This window comes from Arthrobacter sp. Alg241-R88, from assembly GCF_900537115.1.
Taxonomy (GTDB): domain Bacteria; phylum Actinomycetota; class Actinomycetes; order Actinomycetales; family Micrococcaceae; genus Arthrobacter.
On the sequence record NZ_UNRG01000004.1, the window covers coordinates 183,021 to 200,995 of the forward strand.

The 17,975-nt window shown below is 65.5% G+C and carries 16 protein-coding genes; all 16 read left to right on the forward strand.

From position 1 onward, the window contains the following. The first annotated feature begins 73 nt into the window (after nt 1-73). The 16 genes from G6R19_RS11535 to G6R19_RS11610 all read left to right on the forward strand — a co-directional run bounded on the left by G6R19_RS11535 (nt 74) and on the right by G6R19_RS11610 (nt 17,967). Complete coding sequence (locus tag G6R19_RS11535) at nt 74-1,021, forward strand: ABC transporter ATP-binding protein (protein WP_163165012.1); 948 nt, start codon at nt 74-76, stop codon at nt 1,019-1,021. A gap of 5 nt (nt 1,022-1,026) precedes the next feature. Continuing rightward, nucleotides 1,027-1,923, forward strand: a complete 897-nt coding sequence (locus G6R19_RS11540) for an ABC transporter permease (protein ID WP_163165014.1) — start codon at nt 1,027-1,029, stop codon at nt 1,921-1,923. A 22-nt stretch (nt 1,924-1,945) separates the two neighbouring features. After that, nucleotides 1,946-3,298, forward strand: coding sequence for a histidine kinase (locus G6R19_RS11545; protein ID WP_163165016.1), 1,353 nt, complete (start codon nt 1,946-1,948; stop codon nt 3,296-3,298). Then, nucleotides 3,295-3,987 carry a response regulator transcription factor gene (locus G6R19_RS11550; protein WP_163165018.1) on the forward strand — a complete coding sequence of 231 codons (693 nt, stop codon included), beginning with the start codon at nt 3,295-3,297 and terminating at the stop codon, nt 3,985-3,987. Before G6R19_RS11545 ends, G6R19_RS11550 begins: the two co-directional genes overlap by 4 nt. A gap of 58 nt (nt 3,988-4,045) precedes the next feature. Further along, complete coding sequence (locus G6R19_RS11555; RefSeq protein WP_163165020.1) at nt 4,046-4,924, forward strand: intradiol ring-cleavage dioxygenase; 879 nt, start codon at nt 4,046-4,048, stop codon at nt 4,922-4,924. 10 nt (nt 4,925-4,934) lie between these two features. Beyond that, nucleotides 4,935-6,254: a M18 family aminopeptidase gene (locus G6R19_RS11560; protein ID WP_163165022.1), complete on the forward strand. Its 1,320-nt coding sequence runs from the start codon at nt 4,935-4,937 to the stop codon at nt 6,252-6,254. Between the two features lie 461 nt (nt 6,255-6,715). After that, on the forward strand, nt 6,716-7,573 hold the full coding sequence (locus G6R19_RS11565; protein ID WP_163165024.1) for a glycosyltransferase family 2 protein: 858 nt from the start codon (nt 6,716-6,718) through the stop codon (nt 7,571-7,573). A gap of 1 nt (nt 7,574) precedes the next feature. Continuing rightward, entirely contained in the window at nt 7,575-8,570 is a 996-nt protein-coding gene (locus tag G6R19_RS11570) for a glycosyltransferase (protein WP_163165026.1), read from the forward strand. Nucleotides 8,571-8,722: 152 nt separating this feature from the next. Further along, nucleotides 8,723-11,281, forward strand: a complete 2,559-nt coding sequence (locus G6R19_RS11575) for an Ig-like domain-containing protein (RefSeq protein WP_163165028.1) — start codon at nt 8,723-8,725, stop codon at nt 11,279-11,281. A 99-nt stretch (nt 11,282-11,380) separates the two neighbouring features. After that, nucleotides 11,381-12,481, forward strand: a complete 1,101-nt coding sequence (locus tag G6R19_RS11580; protein WP_163165030.1) for a hypothetical protein — start codon at nt 11,381-11,383, stop codon at nt 12,479-12,481. 13 nt (nt 12,482-12,494) lie between these two features. Further along, nucleotides 12,495-13,307: a glycosyltransferase gene (locus G6R19_RS11585; RefSeq protein ID WP_163165032.1), complete on the forward strand. Its 813-nt coding sequence runs from the start codon at nt 12,495-12,497 to the stop codon at nt 13,305-13,307. Then, nucleotides 13,304-14,587 (forward strand): MATE family efflux transporter, encoded by a 1,284-nt coding sequence (locus G6R19_RS11590; RefSeq protein WP_163165034.1) that lies wholly within the window; start codon nt 13,304-13,306, stop codon nt 14,585-14,587. The genes G6R19_RS11585 and G6R19_RS11590 overlap by 4 nt, the downstream gene beginning before the upstream one ends. After that, on the forward strand, nt 14,584-16,362 hold the full coding sequence (locus tag G6R19_RS11595; protein ID WP_163165036.1) for a glycosyltransferase: 1,779 nt from the start codon (nt 14,584-14,586) through the stop codon (nt 16,360-16,362). The genes G6R19_RS11590 and G6R19_RS11595 overlap by 4 nt, the downstream gene beginning before the upstream one ends. Continuing rightward, on the forward strand, nt 16,359-16,697 hold the full coding sequence (locus tag G6R19_RS11600; RefSeq protein ID WP_163165038.1) for a hypothetical protein: 339 nt from the start codon (nt 16,359-16,361) through the stop codon (nt 16,695-16,697). The genes G6R19_RS11595 and G6R19_RS11600 overlap by 4 nt, the downstream gene beginning before the upstream one ends. Next, on the forward strand, nt 16,694-16,918 hold the full coding sequence (locus G6R19_RS11605; protein ID WP_163165040.1) for a hypothetical protein: 225 nt from the start codon (nt 16,694-16,696) through the stop codon (nt 16,916-16,918). The genes G6R19_RS11600 and G6R19_RS11605 overlap by 4 nt, the downstream gene beginning before the upstream one ends. Next, nucleotides 16,915-17,967: a hypothetical protein gene (locus G6R19_RS11610; RefSeq protein WP_163165042.1), complete on the forward strand. Its 1,053-nt coding sequence runs from the start codon at nt 16,915-16,917 to the stop codon at nt 17,965-17,967. Before G6R19_RS11605 ends, G6R19_RS11610 begins: the two co-directional genes overlap by 4 nt. Nucleotides 17,968-17,975: the final 8 nt, after the last annotated feature.

A 17,975-nucleotide genomic window follows, 5' to 3' on the forward strand; every position in this document is an offset into this window, starting at 1 on the left:
GTAGCGTGGTGGATAACGCAAGCGTCCCCGAACATCTGCCGCAGCCACGCGCTGCCGTCCGAAGGAACAATCAATGATTGAGGCAAAAGGCCTGACCAAGGTTTACGGCGGAAAAACCGCCGTGGCCGGGGTCAGCTTCACCGTCCAAGCAGGGCTGGTCACGGGCTTCCTGGGCCCGAACGGCGCCGGCAAATCCACCACCATGCGCATGGTCATGGGGCTGGACCGGCCGACGTCGGGCTCCGTCACCGTGAACGGCCTGCCGTACGCCCACCACAAGGCACCGCTGCACGAGGTGGGTGCGCTGCTGGACGCCAAAGCCGTGCACACCAGCCGCAGCGCCTACAACCACCTCCTGGCCATGGCCGCCACGCACGGCATTCCCAAGACCAGGGTCCATGAGGTCATCGAGATGACCGGCCTGGAGGCAGTGGCCCGCAAGAAGGCCGGCGGTTTCTCCCTCGGCATGGGGCAGCGGCTGGGAATCGCCGCCGCGCTTCTGGGCGATCCCCAGACGCTTATCCTGGACGAACCCGTCAACGGCCTGGACCCGGAGGGTGTCCTCTGGGTCCGCAACCTGGTGCGATACCTCGCAAACCAGGGCAAAACCGTCTTCCTGTCCTCGCACCTCATGAGCGAAATGGCCCAGACTGCTGACCACCTGATCGTCATCGGCCGTGGACGGATCATCGCGGACGCACCGGTCCAGGAGATCATCGCCGGAACCCGGCAGGCCAGGACCCTGGTCCGCACCAGCGACGCGCTGCAACTTTCTGCCCTCCTGGCAGGCGATGGCGTCACCGTGGACCACAGCGAGCCGGAAACCCTCGAAGTGACAGGGATGGATTCCCGCGGGATCGCACAGGTCGCGCTGGACAACGGTCTCCTGGTCTACGAGCTCACCCCGCAGATGTCCTCCCTTGAAGACGCGTACTTCGACCTCACCAAGGACGAAGTGGAATACCATTCGCACCTGACCGGCGGACCCGCAGTGGCCGCCCCGGCAGCGGCAGGAAAGTAAGGACGATGAGCACGATGACTGAAACCCGTACCGCCCCCACCGGGTCCTCTGCGGGATCGCGCGGTGTGACCTTTGGCGGCGTCCTGAGGTCCGAATGGATCAAGCTTTGGTCGCTGATGTCCACCCGCATCCTGCTTGCGCTGACACTGGCCGCCATCGTCGGAGTTGGCGCTCTGACTGTCCTGATCCGCTACACCTACCTGGACGAGATGATCCGAAACGCCAGGGAGCAGGGCCAGACGATGACCCCCGAAATGCTCGAGGCATCATTTCCTCCGGGCTCCGGCTTTGACCTCTACAACCTGCCGAACGCCGGCCTGCAGATCGGCATCCTGATCCTCGGATCACTGGCGGTGCTTTTTATGTCCTCCGAATACGCCACCGGAATGATCCGTTCCACCATGAACGCCGTGCCGCGGCGCACCCCCGCCTTCGTGGCCAAAGCGATCATCCTTGCGGTCATCTCCTACGTGATCACCGCTATCGCCGGAGCAGTAACCTTCCTGATCGCCATGCCGGTATTCCAAGGCATGGGCTTCGACCTGGACTGGTCCACCGATGGAGTGCTTTACAGTATCTTCACCGGCGGCCTCTACGTGGCCGGAGTTGCCTTGATCGGCCTGTCCCTGGGCACGCTGCTGCGCAACTCCGCCGGCGGCATCACCGTCCTGGTGGCCATGTTCTTCGTCCTCTCCATCGCTGCGGGCTTCATGACCCTTATTCCCGGTGAATTCTGGAAGTACGTTCCGCAGTACATCCCGAGCGAGGCCGGCGGACGTTTCCTATCCATCGGCCACACCGACGGCGTGATCGATCCCTGGCACGGCGGCCTGATTTTCCTGGGCTACGTGCTGTTGTTCCTGATCCCGGCAATGATCGCCTTGAAGAAGCGCGACGTCTAAACAGGGACCAAGAACCGCGACCATGACAGAAACGTCAGCTGGAAGGGACGCGCCGGCCGGACAGGCCGACGCGTCCTTTGCCGAGCTCACCGCCAGGCGCAGGGGGCGCATCCGCCGGTACCTGCACCGGCACCCCCTTGTGATGGACGCCGTGGTGGCCGCCAGCTACAGCCTGCTGGTGGCGCCCACAGTTGCAGACGCCGTCCGGTCCGGCAACTGGCCTGCCATCGGCCTGCTGGTGGCGGTGGCCGTGGCGCTGTTCCTCCGCCGTTTCCACCCGGTGGGCCTTGCCGCCTTTGTGGCAGTGGCGGAGGTGGCCGTGACGCTGCTGCACCCGTGGGGCTCCAATGTGTCGGCCGGCCTCTGGTTCTCGCTGTATGCCGTGGCAGTGGCCCACACCCGCCGCTTTGCGCTCATCACCATGGCGGTGGCCACGGCGCCGCTTGCCCTCCTTTACCTGCTGGCCGCCGTCGGGCCGATGGAGAACTCCTTCGTCCACGACACCGGGGTCAACCCCGGCGACTTCCACCTGCTGACCAGCATCGCCACCGGGGCCACCATCACCCTGTCCAATTTCATCGCCACAGGCATTGGCATCTCCGTCCGGCAGGGGCGGGAACACGAACTGGAAGTGGCCGCGTGGGCAGCGCGGACCGCCCGGCTCGCGTCGGTGAACGAACGGAACCGCATCGCCCGGGAGATGCACGACGTCGTGGCCCACTCGCTGACGGTGATGATCAGTTTGTCGGACGGCGCCGCCGTCGTGGTCCGGAAAAGTCCGGAGCGCGCCGGCGAGGTGCTGGGTGAACTGTCCCGGACGGGCCGGACGGCCCTCGCCGACATGCGGCGGGTCCTGGGTGTCCTCCGCGATGATGCCGGAGCAGCGGCCCCGCCGCTGCCGCTCGCATCGGGAGACACCCTGTCCAAGCTGTTGGAGGGGTTCCGCACCGCGGGCCTGCCCCTGCACTACTCCCACACCGGGCCGGCGCTGCCCGACGACGCCGCCTTCCAGCTCACCGTGTACCGGATTGTCCAGGAATCACTGACAAATGTGCTCCGTTACGGCCGTTCGCTGGGACGGGTAGACGTCTCGATTGTCCGCACGGGTTCAACGGTCACCATTGACGTGCTCGACGACGGGGCAGGACTTCCGGGGCATCCCGCCCCTGGCGACGGCGCGGCCCAGGCCCCGGGGCACGGCTCCTACGGCACCGGCCAGGGAATCACCGGAATGGCCGAGCGGGCACGGATCTACGGCGGCACGGTGGAGGCCGGCCGCGGCGGACGGGGCTGGCGGGTGCACGCCGTCCTTACCTGGCCTGGCGATGATGTTTCCGAATCCCACCGTCCCTACGAACTCCAAGGCAAAGCATGACCAATAATCCGGCCATAACCGTCCTGCTGGTGGATGACCAGCCGCTGCTCCGCATGGGCTTCCGGCTCATCCTCGAGGGCGAGGACGACCTGCGGATCGTGGGCGAAGCGTCAAACGGTGCCGAGGCCGTCCGCCGGGTCCGGGAACTGAACCCCGATGTGGTGCTGATGGACGTGCGGATGCCCCTGCTGGACGGCATCGAGGCGACGCGTGCCATCACGGAATCCGGGGCCTGCTCCAGGATCATCATCCTGACCACCTTCGATGTGGACGAGTATGCCTTCGCGGGCCTCCAGGCGGGCGCGTCCGCGTTCCTGCTGAAGGACGCCGCGCCGTCGGAACTGATCAACGCCGTACGGCTGGTGGCCAGCGGCGACGCCGTGGTGGCACCCAGGGTCACCCAGCGGTTGCTGGAGACGTATGTCCGCGGTGCCGCCAAGCCCGCACCGGCGGCTCCTGCGCCCGATCCGCTCCTGGCCGACCTGACGCCCAGGGAGACGGAAATGCTGCAGGCCATGGCCGAGGGGCTGTCCAATGCGGAGATCGCCCACCGGTACTTCCTGTCAGAGGCCACGGTGAAGACGCACGTCCGGCGCATCCTCACCAAGCTCCACCTCCGCGACCGCGTCCAGGCAGTGGTTTATGCGTACGAAACCGGCCTGGTGGTTCCCAGCAACCCGGACTACTGACGCACGCGCCGCCCAGGAAACCCTATGCAGGCGATGGGCGGGGCGGTTGGATGGATCCATGAGCAACCGTCTCCCCCATCCGAACCACGACCGGGGCCTCGAATTCGACCTTTCAACCATCATGAGCCGCCGGTCCCTGGGCATGTTCCTCGGCGCGGGCGGCGCCGCCGCTGCCTTGGCTGCCTGCACTCCAGGCGGGACGACCCCCAACGCAGGCCCTTCGACGTCGTCCGCCGGCCCGGCAACCGCTGCTTCGGGCGGTGCCGCCAGTTCGCCGTCGCCCGCCCTGACCCGGGCCATTGCTGAGTGCGGCGTGGAAATTCCGCAGGAAACCGCCGGGCCATTTCCGGCCGACGGCTCGAATGGGCCCAACCTGCTGCAAGCCTCGGGAGTAGTGCGCCGGGACATCGCATCCAGCTTCGGGACCGGGACCGCCAGGGCTGAAGGAGTACCGCTGACCTTCACCCTGACACTGCTGGATAACGCGAACGGGTGCGTCCCGCTGGCCGGGGCGGCCGTCTATGCGTGGCACTGCGACCGGGAAGGCAGGTATTCGATGTACGACCCGGAACTAACCAGCGAGAACTACCTGCGCGGCGTCCAGCAAGCGGACGTGAACGGCCAGGCCACCTTCACGACGATTTTTCCTGGCGCCTATTCCGGGCGCTGGCCGCACATCCACTTCGAGGTGTTCGAGTCCATGAACAACGCGACGGTGGCAGGGCAGGTGCTGGCCGTTTCGCAGATTGCGCTCACCAAGGCCTCCTGCGATGACGTTTATGCCTCCCCGGGCTACGAGACGAGCAGGCGGAACATGGGCCGCACCACACTGCAGTCGGACAGTGTGTTCAGGAACGACGGCGGCATCTACCAGCTCGCCACCATGACCGGATCAGCTGCGGCGGGCTACACGGCTGGGCTCAACGTCACCCTCTAGACTCGGGAGCATGCCTTCTTCATCCTCCGCTGCAGACCACATCCAGGACCTTGGCGACTACGTCAGCGCATCGCCGTCGAGCTTCCACGCCGTGCACGAAGCGGGCCGCCGGCTGCTGGACGCCGGGTTTGTCCGGCTGGATGAGTTGGAGCCCTGGGAGGGCGGCGCCGGTTCATTCTTCATCATCCGAGACGGCGCGCTGATCGCCTGGGTGGTTCCCGAGGGCGCCGGACCCACCACCGGGTTCAACATCCTGGGGGCACACACTGATTCCCCTTCCTTCAAGCTCAAGCCCAAGCCCACCATTGGTGCCCACGGCTGGCTGCAGGCAGGCGTGGAGGTGTACGGGGGGCCGCTGCTGAACTCCTGGCTGGACCGTGAGCTGCAGCTGGCCGGGCGGCTGGTCATGCTGGATGGCACCGAGCACCTCACGGCCACCGGTCCCATGCTCCGGTTCCCGCAGCTGGCCATCCACCTGGACCGCGCCGTGAATGACGGCCTCACGCTGGACAAGCAACGGCATATGAATCCCGTATGGGGGCTCGGCAACGCCGGGGATTCTGACCTGCTTGCCGTGCTGGCTTCCCATGTTCCCGGCGCTTCCGTGGACCCTGCCCGGATTGGCGGGTACGACGTTGTCATTGCCGACACACAGGCGCCTGCGGTTTTCGGGGGCAACGGGGAGTTCTTCGCGTCCGGGCGGCTGGATAACCTTTCGGCCACCCATGCGGGGCTGGTGGCGTTGATTGCGCATGCTTCTTCTGTTCGTGGCGCCGCCGGCGGGCCGGTGGCCGTACTTGCCGCCTTCGATCACGAGGAGATTGGCTCCAACTCCCGCTCCGGGGCCTGCGGGCCCATCCTCGAGGATGTGCTGGTGCGCATCTCGGACGGCCTCGGTGCCACGGTGAGCCAACGGCGGCAGGCGCTGGCGGCGTCGTTCTGCGTTTCGGCCGACGCCGGGCATGCCGTCCATCCCAATTACGCCGAGCGGCACGACCCCGCCAATCACCCAGTACTTAACGGCGGCCCGCTGCTGAAGATCAACGCCAACCAGCGCTACGCCACGGACGCCAACGGGGCAGCTTTGTGGGCCCGGCTTTCCGGTGAGGCCGGGGTGCCGTACCAGGAGTTTGTGTCCAACAACGCGATCCCCTGCGGCTCCACCATTGGTCCGCTGACTGCCACCCGCCTTGGGATCAGGACCGTGGACGTAGGCGTTCCGTTGCTTTCCATGCACTCTGCCCGGGAGCTGTGCGGGGTGGAGGACCCGCGGCGGCTGGCCGCTGTGACGGAGCTGTTCTTCCGGACGGCGGCCAACGGGTCCGAGTAACCGGTTCTCCAGGCAGGTAGGCCGGGCGACGTAACTTTCATATTCACGCTGTCTCTACTGGGGAATTGAACCATATAACTGGAGTTCAGCGAGCCGTAGACCCAAAATGCTGAACAATAGACCAGCGGCAAATACTTTCGCAATACAACCCCTGTACCTATTTCCCTGGAAAGCGCGAAACCCCCTATACCTAATCATCGGATTGGCCGATAACCCTATACCTAAGTACTTGACTGCACCGTAACCCCGCTACTTACGTAGGGCCAGGGGGTCTTGCCGGGAAAAGGGAGTACAGGCTACTCGTGACACCCCCTAGGGCGGACCGTAGGCTCTTTTGACACGGGCAGAGTTGATGGCTGAAAGAGCTGGGGCCACAGACTAGACCGAGACCGACAAGCGCTAGTGTCGCGCATTCATTAGAGCGACGTTGTCTCCTATTCGGTAATTGTCATGAAGTGGTGATGCATTTGTCTATTTCCACCCAGCTCCCAGTCTCCTTGTCCGAGCCGACCATCTCGTCACCAAGAGCGTCAGTAAGCGTTGTTATTCCAACCCTGAATGAAGCAATGAACCTTCCCTGGGTCATTCGCCGCATGCCCTCCTACGTGGATGAGGTTGTGATCGTGGATGGACGCTCCCACGACCACACCGTCGACGTTGCCCGTGCACTGCGCGTCGACGTTGTTGTGGTGGACGAGCAGCGCAAGGGCAAGGGCGTCGCACTCCGGGCAGGGTTCGCAGCAGCCTCCGGAGACATCATCGTCATGCTGGACGCTGACGGAAGCATGGACCCCCAGGAGATCGGGTGGTTTGTCTCCCCGCTCCAGCACGACTACGACTTCGTGAAAGGGTCCCGCTACGTCACGGGAGGCGGATCCGAAGACCTGACCTGGCTGCGGAGCGCCGGCAACCGTGCGTTTACGTGGATGGCCAATGCAGTATTGCGCAGCAACTATTCCGACCTCTGTTACGGCTATATAGCCTTCCGCAAGGAATGCCTGGAGGTTTTGCAGCTGGAATCAGACGGGTTCGAAATTGAGACCGAGCTGATTGTCCGCGCAGCCAGGGCTGGCCTTCGCATCGCAGAGGTACCCAGCATTGAGCTCGACCGCATCTCCGGAGCCTCGAATCTGCAGACGTTCCGTGACGGGTGGCGGGTCCTGGGGACGCTCACACGCGAATGCATGCTTTGGGAAGCGCCGACTGCCGGAGCCCGCCCCGAGGCCCTCCGGCGGGTGAAGTACGCATACGAAAACGTCAGGTTTCCGCGTACACCTACTGATCCGCAGAGTCTTCTTTCCGTAGTTCAAGGACTTTGAAATGCGCACCAATATCGAACCTCCGACAGTTTCCGTTGTCATATGCTGCTACACCATGGCCCGCTGGGACAGGTTGCTAGGCGTCATTGATTCCGTCCGTGCCCAGACCGTTGTCCCACACGAGGTCTTTGTGGTTGTCGACCACAACCAGGATCTCTACAAGCGCCTCATCGCCACTGTTGATGACGTGACGCTTGTGGAGAGCAGCGGAGCCCAGGGGCTCTCCGGAGCCCGGAACACGGGAGTAGGCCTCAGTACCTCCGATGTCGTGGCCTTCCTCGATGACGACGCCGAAGCGGCTCCGGATTGGCTTGAACGGCTGATCACCTACTACGACGATCCGGATGTACTGGCTGTGGGCGGGCGCGTTGAACCAGTCTGGGAATCCGGCCGTCCGTCGTACTTCGGCGAGGAGTTGGACTGGATCGTCGGCTGCAGCTACAGGGGATTGCCCAAGGTGGCCTCCGAGGTCAGGAACGTCATTGGTGCGAATATGTCCTTCCGGCTGGAAGTGCTCCATCAGGTCGGCGGCTTCAATCTTGACCTCGGACGCCAGGGGACAAAGCCCCTCGGCTGTGAAGAGACGGAGATCTGCATACGTTCGAGGATGGGCACACCGGGGTCACGCATCGTGTACGAACCCGCAGCCCTGGTACACCATCACGTTCCGGCCCAGAGGGGGACGTTCCGCTACATGTTGGCCAGGTCCTGGTCTGAAGGGATCTCCAAGGCACAGGTCAGCCAAATCGTGGGCCACAAACGGGCATTGGGCCCCGAACGCCGCTACGTCCGAAGCGTCCTGCCACGCGCCGTTGTCTCCGGAATCTACGACTGGGGCAGAAACCGCGACCGGGGAGGACTAGGGCGGGCAGGGGCCGTGGTTTCGGTTCTGGCCGTCACAGCCGCAGGCTATGTGCGCGGCCGGCGCTTGGCCCACGTCTCGCCGCTCCCGGGAAGCACAGCTCCCGTGGATGCTGCCTGGCGGGAAGTCCAGTGAATAAACGTACGAAGGAGCTGCTACGGGCCGCGGACGCCGCGGGTCCCGGAACTGATCCCGGGTATGGAGAGTGATCGATTGCCGGACCGGCCGGGGGCACGGTGGAGCGGCACTGTCAGAAGTTTTCAGTTTGAAAAGGTCGGGGAATGAACATGAATAACCAGATTGGGCGCGAGGGTACAGCTCCGCGCGGCTTCGTTGCCGGAGATGGTCTTCGTCCACGCGGGTGGCGGAAGCTGCGGCCACACTCACTGCTGGCAGCACTGCTGACGGCAGTGCTGCTTGCGGTGGGTGTTGTTGTGGTGGTGCCTCCGGCGTCGGCTGCCCTGCCTGATGTTGGAGTTGAGGGTCCGTCGCATACCGGGACAGGGACACCGACGGGCACGAAGCGGTCAACGAGCGGGCTGTGGTTTAACGACGGGACCTGGTGGGGAAACCTGTGGGACACCGCCAGCTCGGATTTCCATATTTTCCGCTTCAATGCCGCGACGAACACGTGGGTTGATACCCGTGTGGCGACGGATACGCGGGCGAACACCCACCATGACGTGCTGTGGGACGGGACCACGTTGTATGTGGCGAGCTATCGGTTCGTCAACGACGGCGTGCCGGCTGAGCCGAACTTCCCGACGACCATGCGCCGTTACAGCTACGACTCGGCTGCGAAGACTTACAGGCTGCTGGGTTCTGCCAACATCAATAACCACCGTGTCGAGGCCCTGGCCATCGATAAGGACTCAACTGGTCGGCTGTGGGCCACATGGCAGCAGGGGAACCGGATCTATCTCAACGCCACTAATGTCTCGGCTACCGGTCCGGATGACGTGACCTGGGGGACGCCGTTCGCGCACCCTGCGCCGTTGAGCAACGTGTCTGTGGACGACACGTCCGCTGTGATCGCGTTCGGCGGGAACAAAATAGGTGTGATGTGGAGCCGGCAAGTGGGTGACGCCACGGACGGCATGTACTGGAGCGTCCACGCCGATGGGGCAGCGAACAACGCCTGGACCGCACCTGTAGCAGCAGTTTCGGGGCAGCGCAGCGGTGATGACCACATGAACCTAAAGTGGCTGGACTCCTCGGGGGGAAGGGTTTTCGCCGCTGTCAAAACGTCGAAAACGGCATCGGCAGATCCGCTGATCCAGCTCTTGGCATTGAACGCTACGACGTCGGCCTGGACGGCGCACACGATCGCGACTGTGGCCGAGTGCCCGAACCGGGTGATCGTCCTGATTGACGAGAGCACGCAGATGCTGCGTACCTTCGCTACCTATCCGAAGAGTGGCACTGGTGCGACGAACGCTGGTGTTTGCACAAGTTCGGGGGGCGCGATCTACGAGAAGTCCGCGCTGGTAAGCAACCCCGGCGGGCTCGCCAGCGCGACGAAGACGCTTCGTATCATGGACGCCGACCAGTATGTCCACAACGTGACGTCGACCAAACAGAACATCAACAATACGACGGGTCTGTTGTTGCTCGCCGACGTGAACGCTACAAGCCGGTATTGGCACCATTACGAGCGCCCCGCTGGCGGTAGTGATACGACGCCTCCGACGGTGACGGCTACGTCGCCTTCCGGTAATGCGGTGGCGGTGTCGTCGAATGTGACTGGGACGTTCTCGGAGGCGATGACCGCCTCGAGTGTTTCGTCGAGCACGTTCACTTTGACGGGGCCGGGGACGACGACGCCGGTGTCGGCGGCTGTGACGTACGCGGGCAACGTGGCGACGTTGAATCCTTCTGCGGATCTTGCGGCGAGTACGTTGTACACGGCGACGATCAAGAGTGGCGCCAGCGGCGTGAAGGATGCTGCAGGTAACGCCTTGGCGGCGGACAGGACCTGGACCTTCACCACGGCGGCTCCGGCCGGCGGCGGTGATACGACGCCTCCGACGGTGACGGCTACGTCGCCTTCCGGTAATGCGGTGGCGGTGTCGTCGAATGTGACTGGGACGTTCTCGGAGGCGATGACCGCCTCGAGTGTTTCGTCGAGCACGTTCACTTTGACGGGGCCGGGGACGACGACGCCGGTGTCGGCGGCTGTGACGTACGCGGGCAACGTGGCGACGTTGAATCCCACAGCGGATCTCGCGGCGAGTACGTTGTACACGGCGACGATCAAGAGTGGCGCCAGCGGCGTGAAGGATGCTGCAGGTAACGCCTTGGCGGCGGACAGGACCTGGACCTTCACCACGGCCGCTCCGGCGGGCGGCGGCGGCACGACGGAGACCGTCACGCTAACTGCCACTGACGACAGTTATGTATCAAGCGGGGCGGCGACGACGAACAATGGCACGAGTACCATGCTGGGCGTCGACAACAGCCCAGTGGAGGCCACGTACTTGAAGTTCGACCTGTCGGCGTATGCCGGTAGGACGTTGCAGAGTGCGACGTTGCAGCTGCGCAGCGCCGGGAGCGGGTCCACTGGTACGCAGAACGTCAGGTTGGCCCTTAGCGACAGCTGGGATCAGAGCGTGATCACGTACAACAACCGCCCCGCCCTTGGCACCAGCATCCTCGGCAGTCTCGGCCCAACAACTACCAACACCGACTACCCCGTTTCGCTGAACGCCACAGCTCTGAACGGCGAGCTCGGCGGACCACTCTCGCTGGGTATCGACTCCACCAGCAGCGACGGCCTGGACCTCAATTCAAAGGAGGCCAATGGTGGATCGTTCGCACCCAAGCTGGTACTCACGCTGGCGAACTAGCCGGACGCCGTCGACACCCATCCACCAACAACACCATCCGACCGGCACCACCAACCAGCAACACCATCTCAGAAACACCACACAAACAGGGGACAAACCATGCACAAGCAGACCAAGACCAACACCAAGGCACTGCACTTCGACATCCATGGCCGCATCACGCTCCGCGTCGACGCAGCGGCGCCGTCAGCGCCGCAGCTCCGAAGCATGTTGGCGTGTTTCGCTACTGACACCGAACGGCCGGCCGACATCACGGTGGATGACCAACTGGAGCCAATGCCGGATGCGGGTCTGCTTGAGCACGAGCTCGCGTACACGGAAAACAGCGTGCGCTTCCAGGCCGAGCAGCTCCAGGTCGTGAGGGACGGAAACCAGTGGCGCATCCACGGCCCGGGCGAGCTGTTGACCTCCGTGGTCCCTGTTCTGGACGCCGCCATGGTCGCTCGAGGAGCGGGCATGATCCACGCGGCAACCATGGCGTACCGGGGGCACGCGATCGCGCTTCCGGCCGCCGGAGGGACCGGTAAGACGAGCACCGCCGCCAAGCTGATGCGGCGCGAAGGGTGGTCGTTCATGGGCGATGACTGGGCCTTCCTCGCCGAGGACGCCACGTTGCTCGGCTACGCGAAGCCGATGTTCATCAAGCCGCACCACCGGAACATCTACCCGCACCTGTTTGAAGGCGTCCGGAAGCCCCTCGTCCCGCCACAGCTCTCGAAGAGCGTCGGCCGCCTCACCACGGTGGTGCATCCGTACGTCATCCGTTACCCGCGCCTCGCGGACTTCTCCCGGCGGTGGTCGCCGGAGCACCGCATGGTGGATGCTGCGAAGGCGTTTCCCGGCCGGGAAGTGACCACAACGGCCCCGCTCGCCGCCGCCATCTACATCGAGCGTTACGAGGGCTCCCGGTCCCGGATTGTCGAGCGGACAACCGATTGGATGGTGGACCGGATGATCGGCAACTTCCACATCGAGATGGCGGGCTTCTCGCAGCATGTGGTGACAGGCCTGGCCGCCACGTCCGTCGTCCCGTGGCGCGAGCACTTCGCGGCGAAAGGTGTAGTGCTGAGCAAAGCGCTGGACGGGCGGCCCTGCCACCTGCTGCAGGTGCCTGCCGCGTACAGCGCGGACGAGGCGTCGGACGACATCGTCCGGTATCTCGAGGAGCTGTTGCCGTCGGTCCTCGACGAGCAGATCTGAGGGGGTGGACACAGTGGGTCCAAGCCCTTCCGAGGTCACCGCGGTGGTTCCGGCCCGCAACGCGGAGCTCATGCTCCCGCGCTGCCTGGAAGCCCTGCGCCAGTCCGGCGTCGCCGAGATCATTTTGGTGGACGGATGCTCTACCGACCGCACCGTCGAAATCGCCCTCGCGGCCGGTGCCCGGATCCTGAGTGACGAGGGCCGTGGCCTGCCGTGGGCCAGAACGCTGGGGGTGCAGAACAGCAGCACCCGTTGGGTCCTGCTCGTTGACTCCGACGTCGTGTTCGGGCCAACGGGGGTCGCTGACCTCCTCACGGAGCTGGTCGAAGGCGGCTACGACGCACTCCAGGCCGGTTTGGAGAGTGTCGCCGGGCCCGGCTACTGGGGCCAGGCGCTGGCACACCATCATCGCACCGGCCGCAGCCGCAACTGGTTCGGGCTCGTGGCGACGATCGTCGACCGGGAGCTCATGCTGGGTGTGGGTTTCGACGATAAGTTCAAGTCGGGGGAGGACATCGAGCTGCGTTGGCGGATGCGGCAGTCGGGGCTCCGAACGGCGGTGTCACAGCGGGTAGTTGTCGAACACCGTTTCGCCGCGGACGACTTCGACTTTGCGCTCGACCAGTTCCTTATGGACGGAACGGGACTGGGACGGATGATCCGCAAGCACGGCTGGCGGGGTGCGAGGTTGGCGCTGCTGCCCGCCGCTGCGGCAGTCCGGGGCAGCGCCCTTAGCCTCGCCTCGGGCCAGCCCCGGTGGCTGCGCTACTACCTCGCCTTCTGCTGGTACAACTATGCGGGCCTGAGGAAAGGTCTCGCGTCATGAGTGCCGAGGTTGGGACTGCCGTCACGGACCCTTCAGCCGTCCGGCACTCCGCCTTGCGCAGTTCCCTTGGCCTCATCGTGGGCAAGGGCGCCCAGATTGGCTGGGGTTTTGCCTTCTGGGTCGTGGCGGCGCGTGCGACGTCAGACCGTGAGGTCGGGCTCACCATGGCTGCGGTTGCGGCAGTGATGATCTGCACTCAGCTCGCCGTGCTGGGTGCCGGGTCGGCCGTAATTGTTGCTGTGGGGCGGGGAGAGCCGCCCGCGCGGGTGCTGGATGCGGCGTTCGCCATCGTGGGGGTAGCCGGCACCGTGCTGGCCGTCGGTTACCTCGTGCTGCAGTCGGCGGTGGCGCCGGAGACGGCGTCGGCATCGGTTCTCTTCTGGCTTACGTTCCTTGCGGCTGCCGTCACCGGCACCCTGGTGATCGTGCTGGACCAGGCGCTGGTGGCGTTGGGCCGCGGTGCCAGCGCGAGCTTGAGGTACGCGTTGGGCGGCGGGGTTTCACTCGGGGCGGCAGCGCTCGTGGCCTGGCAGGCTCACGGCGCCTCCGCCGATGTGGTGATGGCCTGCTGGACCCTCGGGAATACGGTGGCGTGCGTCGTTGGTGTGGTGCAGCTGCGAAAACTGATTGGCTACCGGCCGCGACCATCCCTGCGCTCGGCCCGTGGCCGTCCACTGCTGGCGGTGGGTATTCCATACCAGCTCCTCACCCTCACGGAGCGCGCCCCCGGGCTGGTGCTGCCGCTCCTGCTCGCCCACACGGTGGCACCGGAGACCGCTGCCTACTGGTATCCCGCATGGATGATGGCCTGGGCTGCCTACTCCGCGCCGATGCTGATGGGCATCGTCCAGTTTTCCGAAGGTGTCCGTGACCCGCACCGCCTGGTGTCGACAACCTGGGCGAGTCTGCGTTGGTCGCTCGCCGTGGGAGGCCTGGCCGCAGTCGTCCTCGTCCTCCTCGCTCACCCGCTGCTTAGTCTGCTGGGCGAGCGGTACGCCGACGCATCCGCTGACGCGCTGCGGTGGTTGGCGGCCGGACTGGTGCCGTACGCGGTGCTGCAGGCCTACAACGCCGTGTGCCGGGCCCTCGGCCGCTACACCGAGCCGATCGTGGTCGGCGTGACGATCGGAGTCGCCCTCTGCGTTTCAGCGTTGTTGGTCGCCGAAACGGGCCCCGGCGCCATGGCCCTTGCGTGGCTGGTGGTGCTCTCCATTGGGGCCGTTGCGGTCGGCCTACGCTTAGTCGCCGTTCTTCGGCGCATCACGAAGGAGTCAAGATGACCACCACAATTGATGCACCCAGCCGCATCCAGGCACGCTGGAAGCCCCGTGACGTGTGGTGCGCACTGGCGGGTGTAGTGTCACTGGTGCTTACCGTATGGGCGGCATCCACGGTGGCACTGCCCGTGAACAGCGATCTGGGGCTCGTCGCCGTCCTGCCCTACCCGTTCTGGGTGGGGCTTCTGGTCCTGAATGTCGCCTTTGTCGTGGCGCTGCGCGGAGATGCCGCGGGCCCGGCGAGCCGCCCGGTCATGTTGTGGCTGGTTGTGGTGCTGGTGCTCGTCCTCTTTGGGACCGCATCCTTCGTGACGGACGTACCGCGGGGTGAGGTCGCGTTCCGCCATCTGGGCATTGCGGACGCACTCACGCGCACCGAGGGGGTCAACCCGGACATCGATGCCTACTTCAACTGGCCGGGTTTCTTCGCCCTCCTGGCGACGGTGCTTAAGGCGACCGGACTGGACCCGGTGACTGTTGCCCTCTGGGCACCGGTGATCAACATGGGTCTGTGGCTCGCTGCCCTGAGTGTCCTGACGGGCTACCTGACGCGCGATGCGCGGCGGCGCTGGCTGGTGCTCTGGATCTTCTGCCTCGGCAACTGGCAGGACCAGGACTACCTGTCTCCCCAGGCCTTTGGCTTCTTCCTGTACCTCGTTGTGATCGCGCTGGTCCTCGGCCCGTTGGCCGCGCGCACCCCTAGGTTCCTCGGCTTCGGACGTGCCGACCTGGTGGAGTGGTGGCGGGGGCGGTCGCCCGCCGAGCACCGGCCGGGGCACCGGGTAATCGCCCTCGCGGTGACCCTCCTGCTGATCACGGTCATTTGCGCCAGCCATCAACTGACGCCGTTCCTGCTGCTCATTACCGTCACCGCCCTCACCCTGAGCGGACGTGTATGGCCCAGCCGTCTGCCCCTGATCATCGGGGTGGTGCTGGCGCTTTGGCTCGTCTACCCCGCCAGCGCTTACCTCGCCGGGAACCCACCCCTGGCGGAAGGAGGGCTGCTGGCCGCGATCGACGCCAACGTCGTCGACCGCGTAAGCGGAACTGCGGGCCACGTGCTCGTGGTACAGATCCGGGTCCTTCTCACGCTCGTGCTATGGGCGCTCGCCACAGCAGGGGCCGTCCGCGACTGGCGCAGGGGGCGCCTCGACATCCGGGTGGTCCTCCTCGCCATCACCCCGCTGCTGCTCTTCCCTGTGCAGTTGTACGGCGGGGAGATGCTCATCCGCGTCTCGCTGTTCGCGCTGCCCTTCATCGCCCTGCAGGCATGCTCGGCCCTGCTTCCGGCGGACGACAGCACACGCCCCTCCGCCCGTGCGGCGGGTGGCCTTGTGCTCACGTGCCTCCTGTTGGCCGGAATGACGGTAACAGGCAGGTTCGGGAACGCCCAGTATGACGTCTTCACCGACAATGAGATCGCCGCCGTCGCTGCTGCACAGCGCCTCGCGCCCCCCGGTTCGATGATGATCTCGGCGTCCACCCCGACGCCGTGGCGCAGCGAGGCATACCTCGAACACCGGTACCGGACGATCGACTTCATGTGCAAGTCCGACTTGTCGACGCCGACGTGCGGACCACTCGTCTACGAAAACGCCAGGGACAACGCTGCCGGTGCCGTCGTGTTGCTCACGCGCTCGTCGGAAGCGAGCCTCGTAGTCCGGGGCGTCAGCAACGAGGGTAATTTCGATGAACTGGAAGCGTGGTTGACCGCGCAGGAAGGTGTGGAGCTCGTGTTCAGCAACGTTGACGCACGCGTTTACCGGGTGACGCCATGATCACCGCCATCAACCGGCCCACCGCGGTACTCGGTGTCGCAGCCGTCGTGCTGTCGCTGGTGACGCTCATCGGGCTCCCGACACCGCTGCAGGCGGTCGCTGCGATAGCCGTCCTCATCCTGCTTCCAGGGCAGGCCCTGGCCCGACTCACGCCGGTTACCGACTTCGCGCTCAGCGCGTTGCTGGTCCTGGCGCTTGGCCTCGCCGCCCTCACGGCGGTGTCCACGGCGATGTTCTACCTCGCTGTGTGGTCGTGGCAGGCATGCGTTGTCGCGATGGGCGTCATCACCATCCTCGCGTGCGTAGCACGCGCACGCCAGGAGGCCGTGTCATGATCGATCTGTCGGTAATAATCGGGACGGCCGCGCTGGTCGTCACCCTCGCCCTGCTCGTTACCCTCGTCGGGCTCGAGGTCCGACGCGTTGGACCGGAAGCCGGGCAGCCCACAACACGTCCGACGCTACTCGGGAGGACAGTGAGCCGCAGGGTCGTAGCCGTCATGTGGATAGTGTCCCTGCTCTTCTTCCTGCCACGCGTGTTGGAACTGCTGGCGTGAGCCGCCCGGCCCGCTGGTGGCTCCTCAGCGACTTGCACCTGGGTATGTCCGACGACGACCCCCGGCGCCCCGGCACCGTGCTGCCCGGTTTCCTGCGCCGCGAGGTGCTCGTAGCCTCCGGTCTGCAGCGGCACGTCGTCTTTGTCGGTGACACGTTCGAGCTTGCGGGGCTCGACGAGGACGGGAGCCTGGCCCGGCTCGAGTCCATCCTGGTCCGACATCCGGACACGTACCGGGCGCTGGAGGCATGTGCCGCACACGGAGTGCAGCTGCACTTCGTGTGCGGCAACCACGACGTGGAGCTGGCACGGCCGGCGGTTGCCGCACGTCTGTCGGCACTGCTGTCGCCGGCCGAGACAACGCGGGTCAAGGTGCACCCGTGGTTCCTGCACGTGCCCCGCGTACTCGTGGCGGAGCACGGGCACCAGCACCACGCGCTGCACCGGATTCCCGAAGTACTCCGCGCGGCAGTCAACGGCACTGACGAACTGGACCTGCCACCGCTCGCAGCCTGGCACGCACATCCATCGAGGTCGCGCCTGAGCCGCGCCGGGGCGGTTGCCCGGGCCTGCCTGGCGTCCGAGCGGGCGGAACGCCGCGTCCGGGAGCCCGGGTACGGCGAGCTGCTGCAGACCGAATCACTGCGGCTCGCGCTCGATGAAGTGGCCGTTCGGGACCTGGCGCGCCTGTCCAGGTTCCGGACAGTGTCGGCGCTCCCGCGCACCGCCACCCGCATGGTCCTTGCCGCCGCCGGACGTCCAACCTCCGGGGATAAGGCTCCTGCTGCAGCGGGCCGGTTTGTACGTACCCTTGAGACTCATGGGTCCGGGGTGGCCTGGTACGTCTCGGCCCACACGCACCGGGCCCTTGAGTCGACGCTCGAGGGTGGCTCCGCCCGCTACATCAACACCGGTACGTGGAGTTCGGACGTCCGCGGCCGAGGACCGGACCAGTCGGACAGGCGGGTTTTCCCGTACGCCGTGGTCGACGTCGCTGCCGACGGCGCCACCAGCGGCGGTCTGCGGTTCTGGCGTCCGGACGGCAGCTGAGCCCGTAC

Bases quoted from the DNA above. Each gene is read 5' to 3' on its own strand.
- G6R19_RS11590 (WP_163165034.1), top strand. From the start codon at position 13,304: ATGAGTGCCGAGGTTGGGACTGCCGTCACGGACCCTTCAGCCGTCCGG.
- G6R19_RS11605 (WP_163165040.1), top strand. From the start codon at position 16,694: ATGATCGATCTGTCGGTAATAATCGGGACGGCCGCGCTGGTCGTCACC.
- G6R19_RS11555 (WP_163165020.1), top strand. From the start codon at position 4,046: ATGAGCAACCGTCTCCCCCATCCGAACCACGACCGGGGCCTCGAATTC.
- G6R19_RS11535 (WP_163165012.1), top strand. From the start codon at position 74: ATGATTGAGGCAAAAGGCCTGACCAAGGTTTACGGCGGAAAAACCGCC.
- G6R19_RS11600 (WP_163165038.1), top strand. From the start codon at position 16,359: ATGATCACCGCCATCAACCGGCCCACCGCGGTACTCGGTGTCGCAGCC.
- G6R19_RS11580 (WP_163165030.1), top strand. From the start codon at position 11,381: ATGCACAAGCAGACCAAGACCAACACCAAGGCACTGCACTTCGACATC.
- G6R19_RS11540 (WP_163165014.1), top strand. From the start codon at position 1,027: ATGAGCACGATGACTGAAACCCGTACCGCCCCCACCGGGTCCTCTGCG.
- G6R19_RS11565 (WP_163165024.1), top strand. From the start codon at position 6,716: ATGCATTTGTCTATTTCCACCCAGCTCCCAGTCTCCTTGTCCGAGCCG.
- G6R19_RS11595 (WP_163165036.1), top strand. From the start codon at position 14,584: ATGACCACCACAATTGATGCACCCAGCCGCATCCAGGCACGCTGGAAG.
- G6R19_RS11560 (WP_163165022.1), top strand. From the start codon at position 4,935: ATGCCTTCTTCATCCTCCGCTGCAGACCACATCCAGGACCTTGGCGAC.
- G6R19_RS11570 (WP_163165026.1), top strand. From the start codon at position 7,575: ATGCGCACCAATATCGAACCTCCGACAGTTTCCGTTGTCATATGCTGC.
- G6R19_RS11575 (WP_163165028.1), top strand. From the start codon at position 8,723: ATGAATAACCAGATTGGGCGCGAGGGTACAGCTCCGCGCGGCTTCGTT.
- G6R19_RS11545 (WP_163165016.1), top strand. From the start codon at position 1,946: ATGACAGAAACGTCAGCTGGAAGGGACGCGCCGGCCGGACAGGCCGAC.
- G6R19_RS11550 (WP_163165018.1), top strand. From the start codon at position 3,295: ATGACCAATAATCCGGCCATAACCGTCCTGCTGGTGGATGACCAGCCG.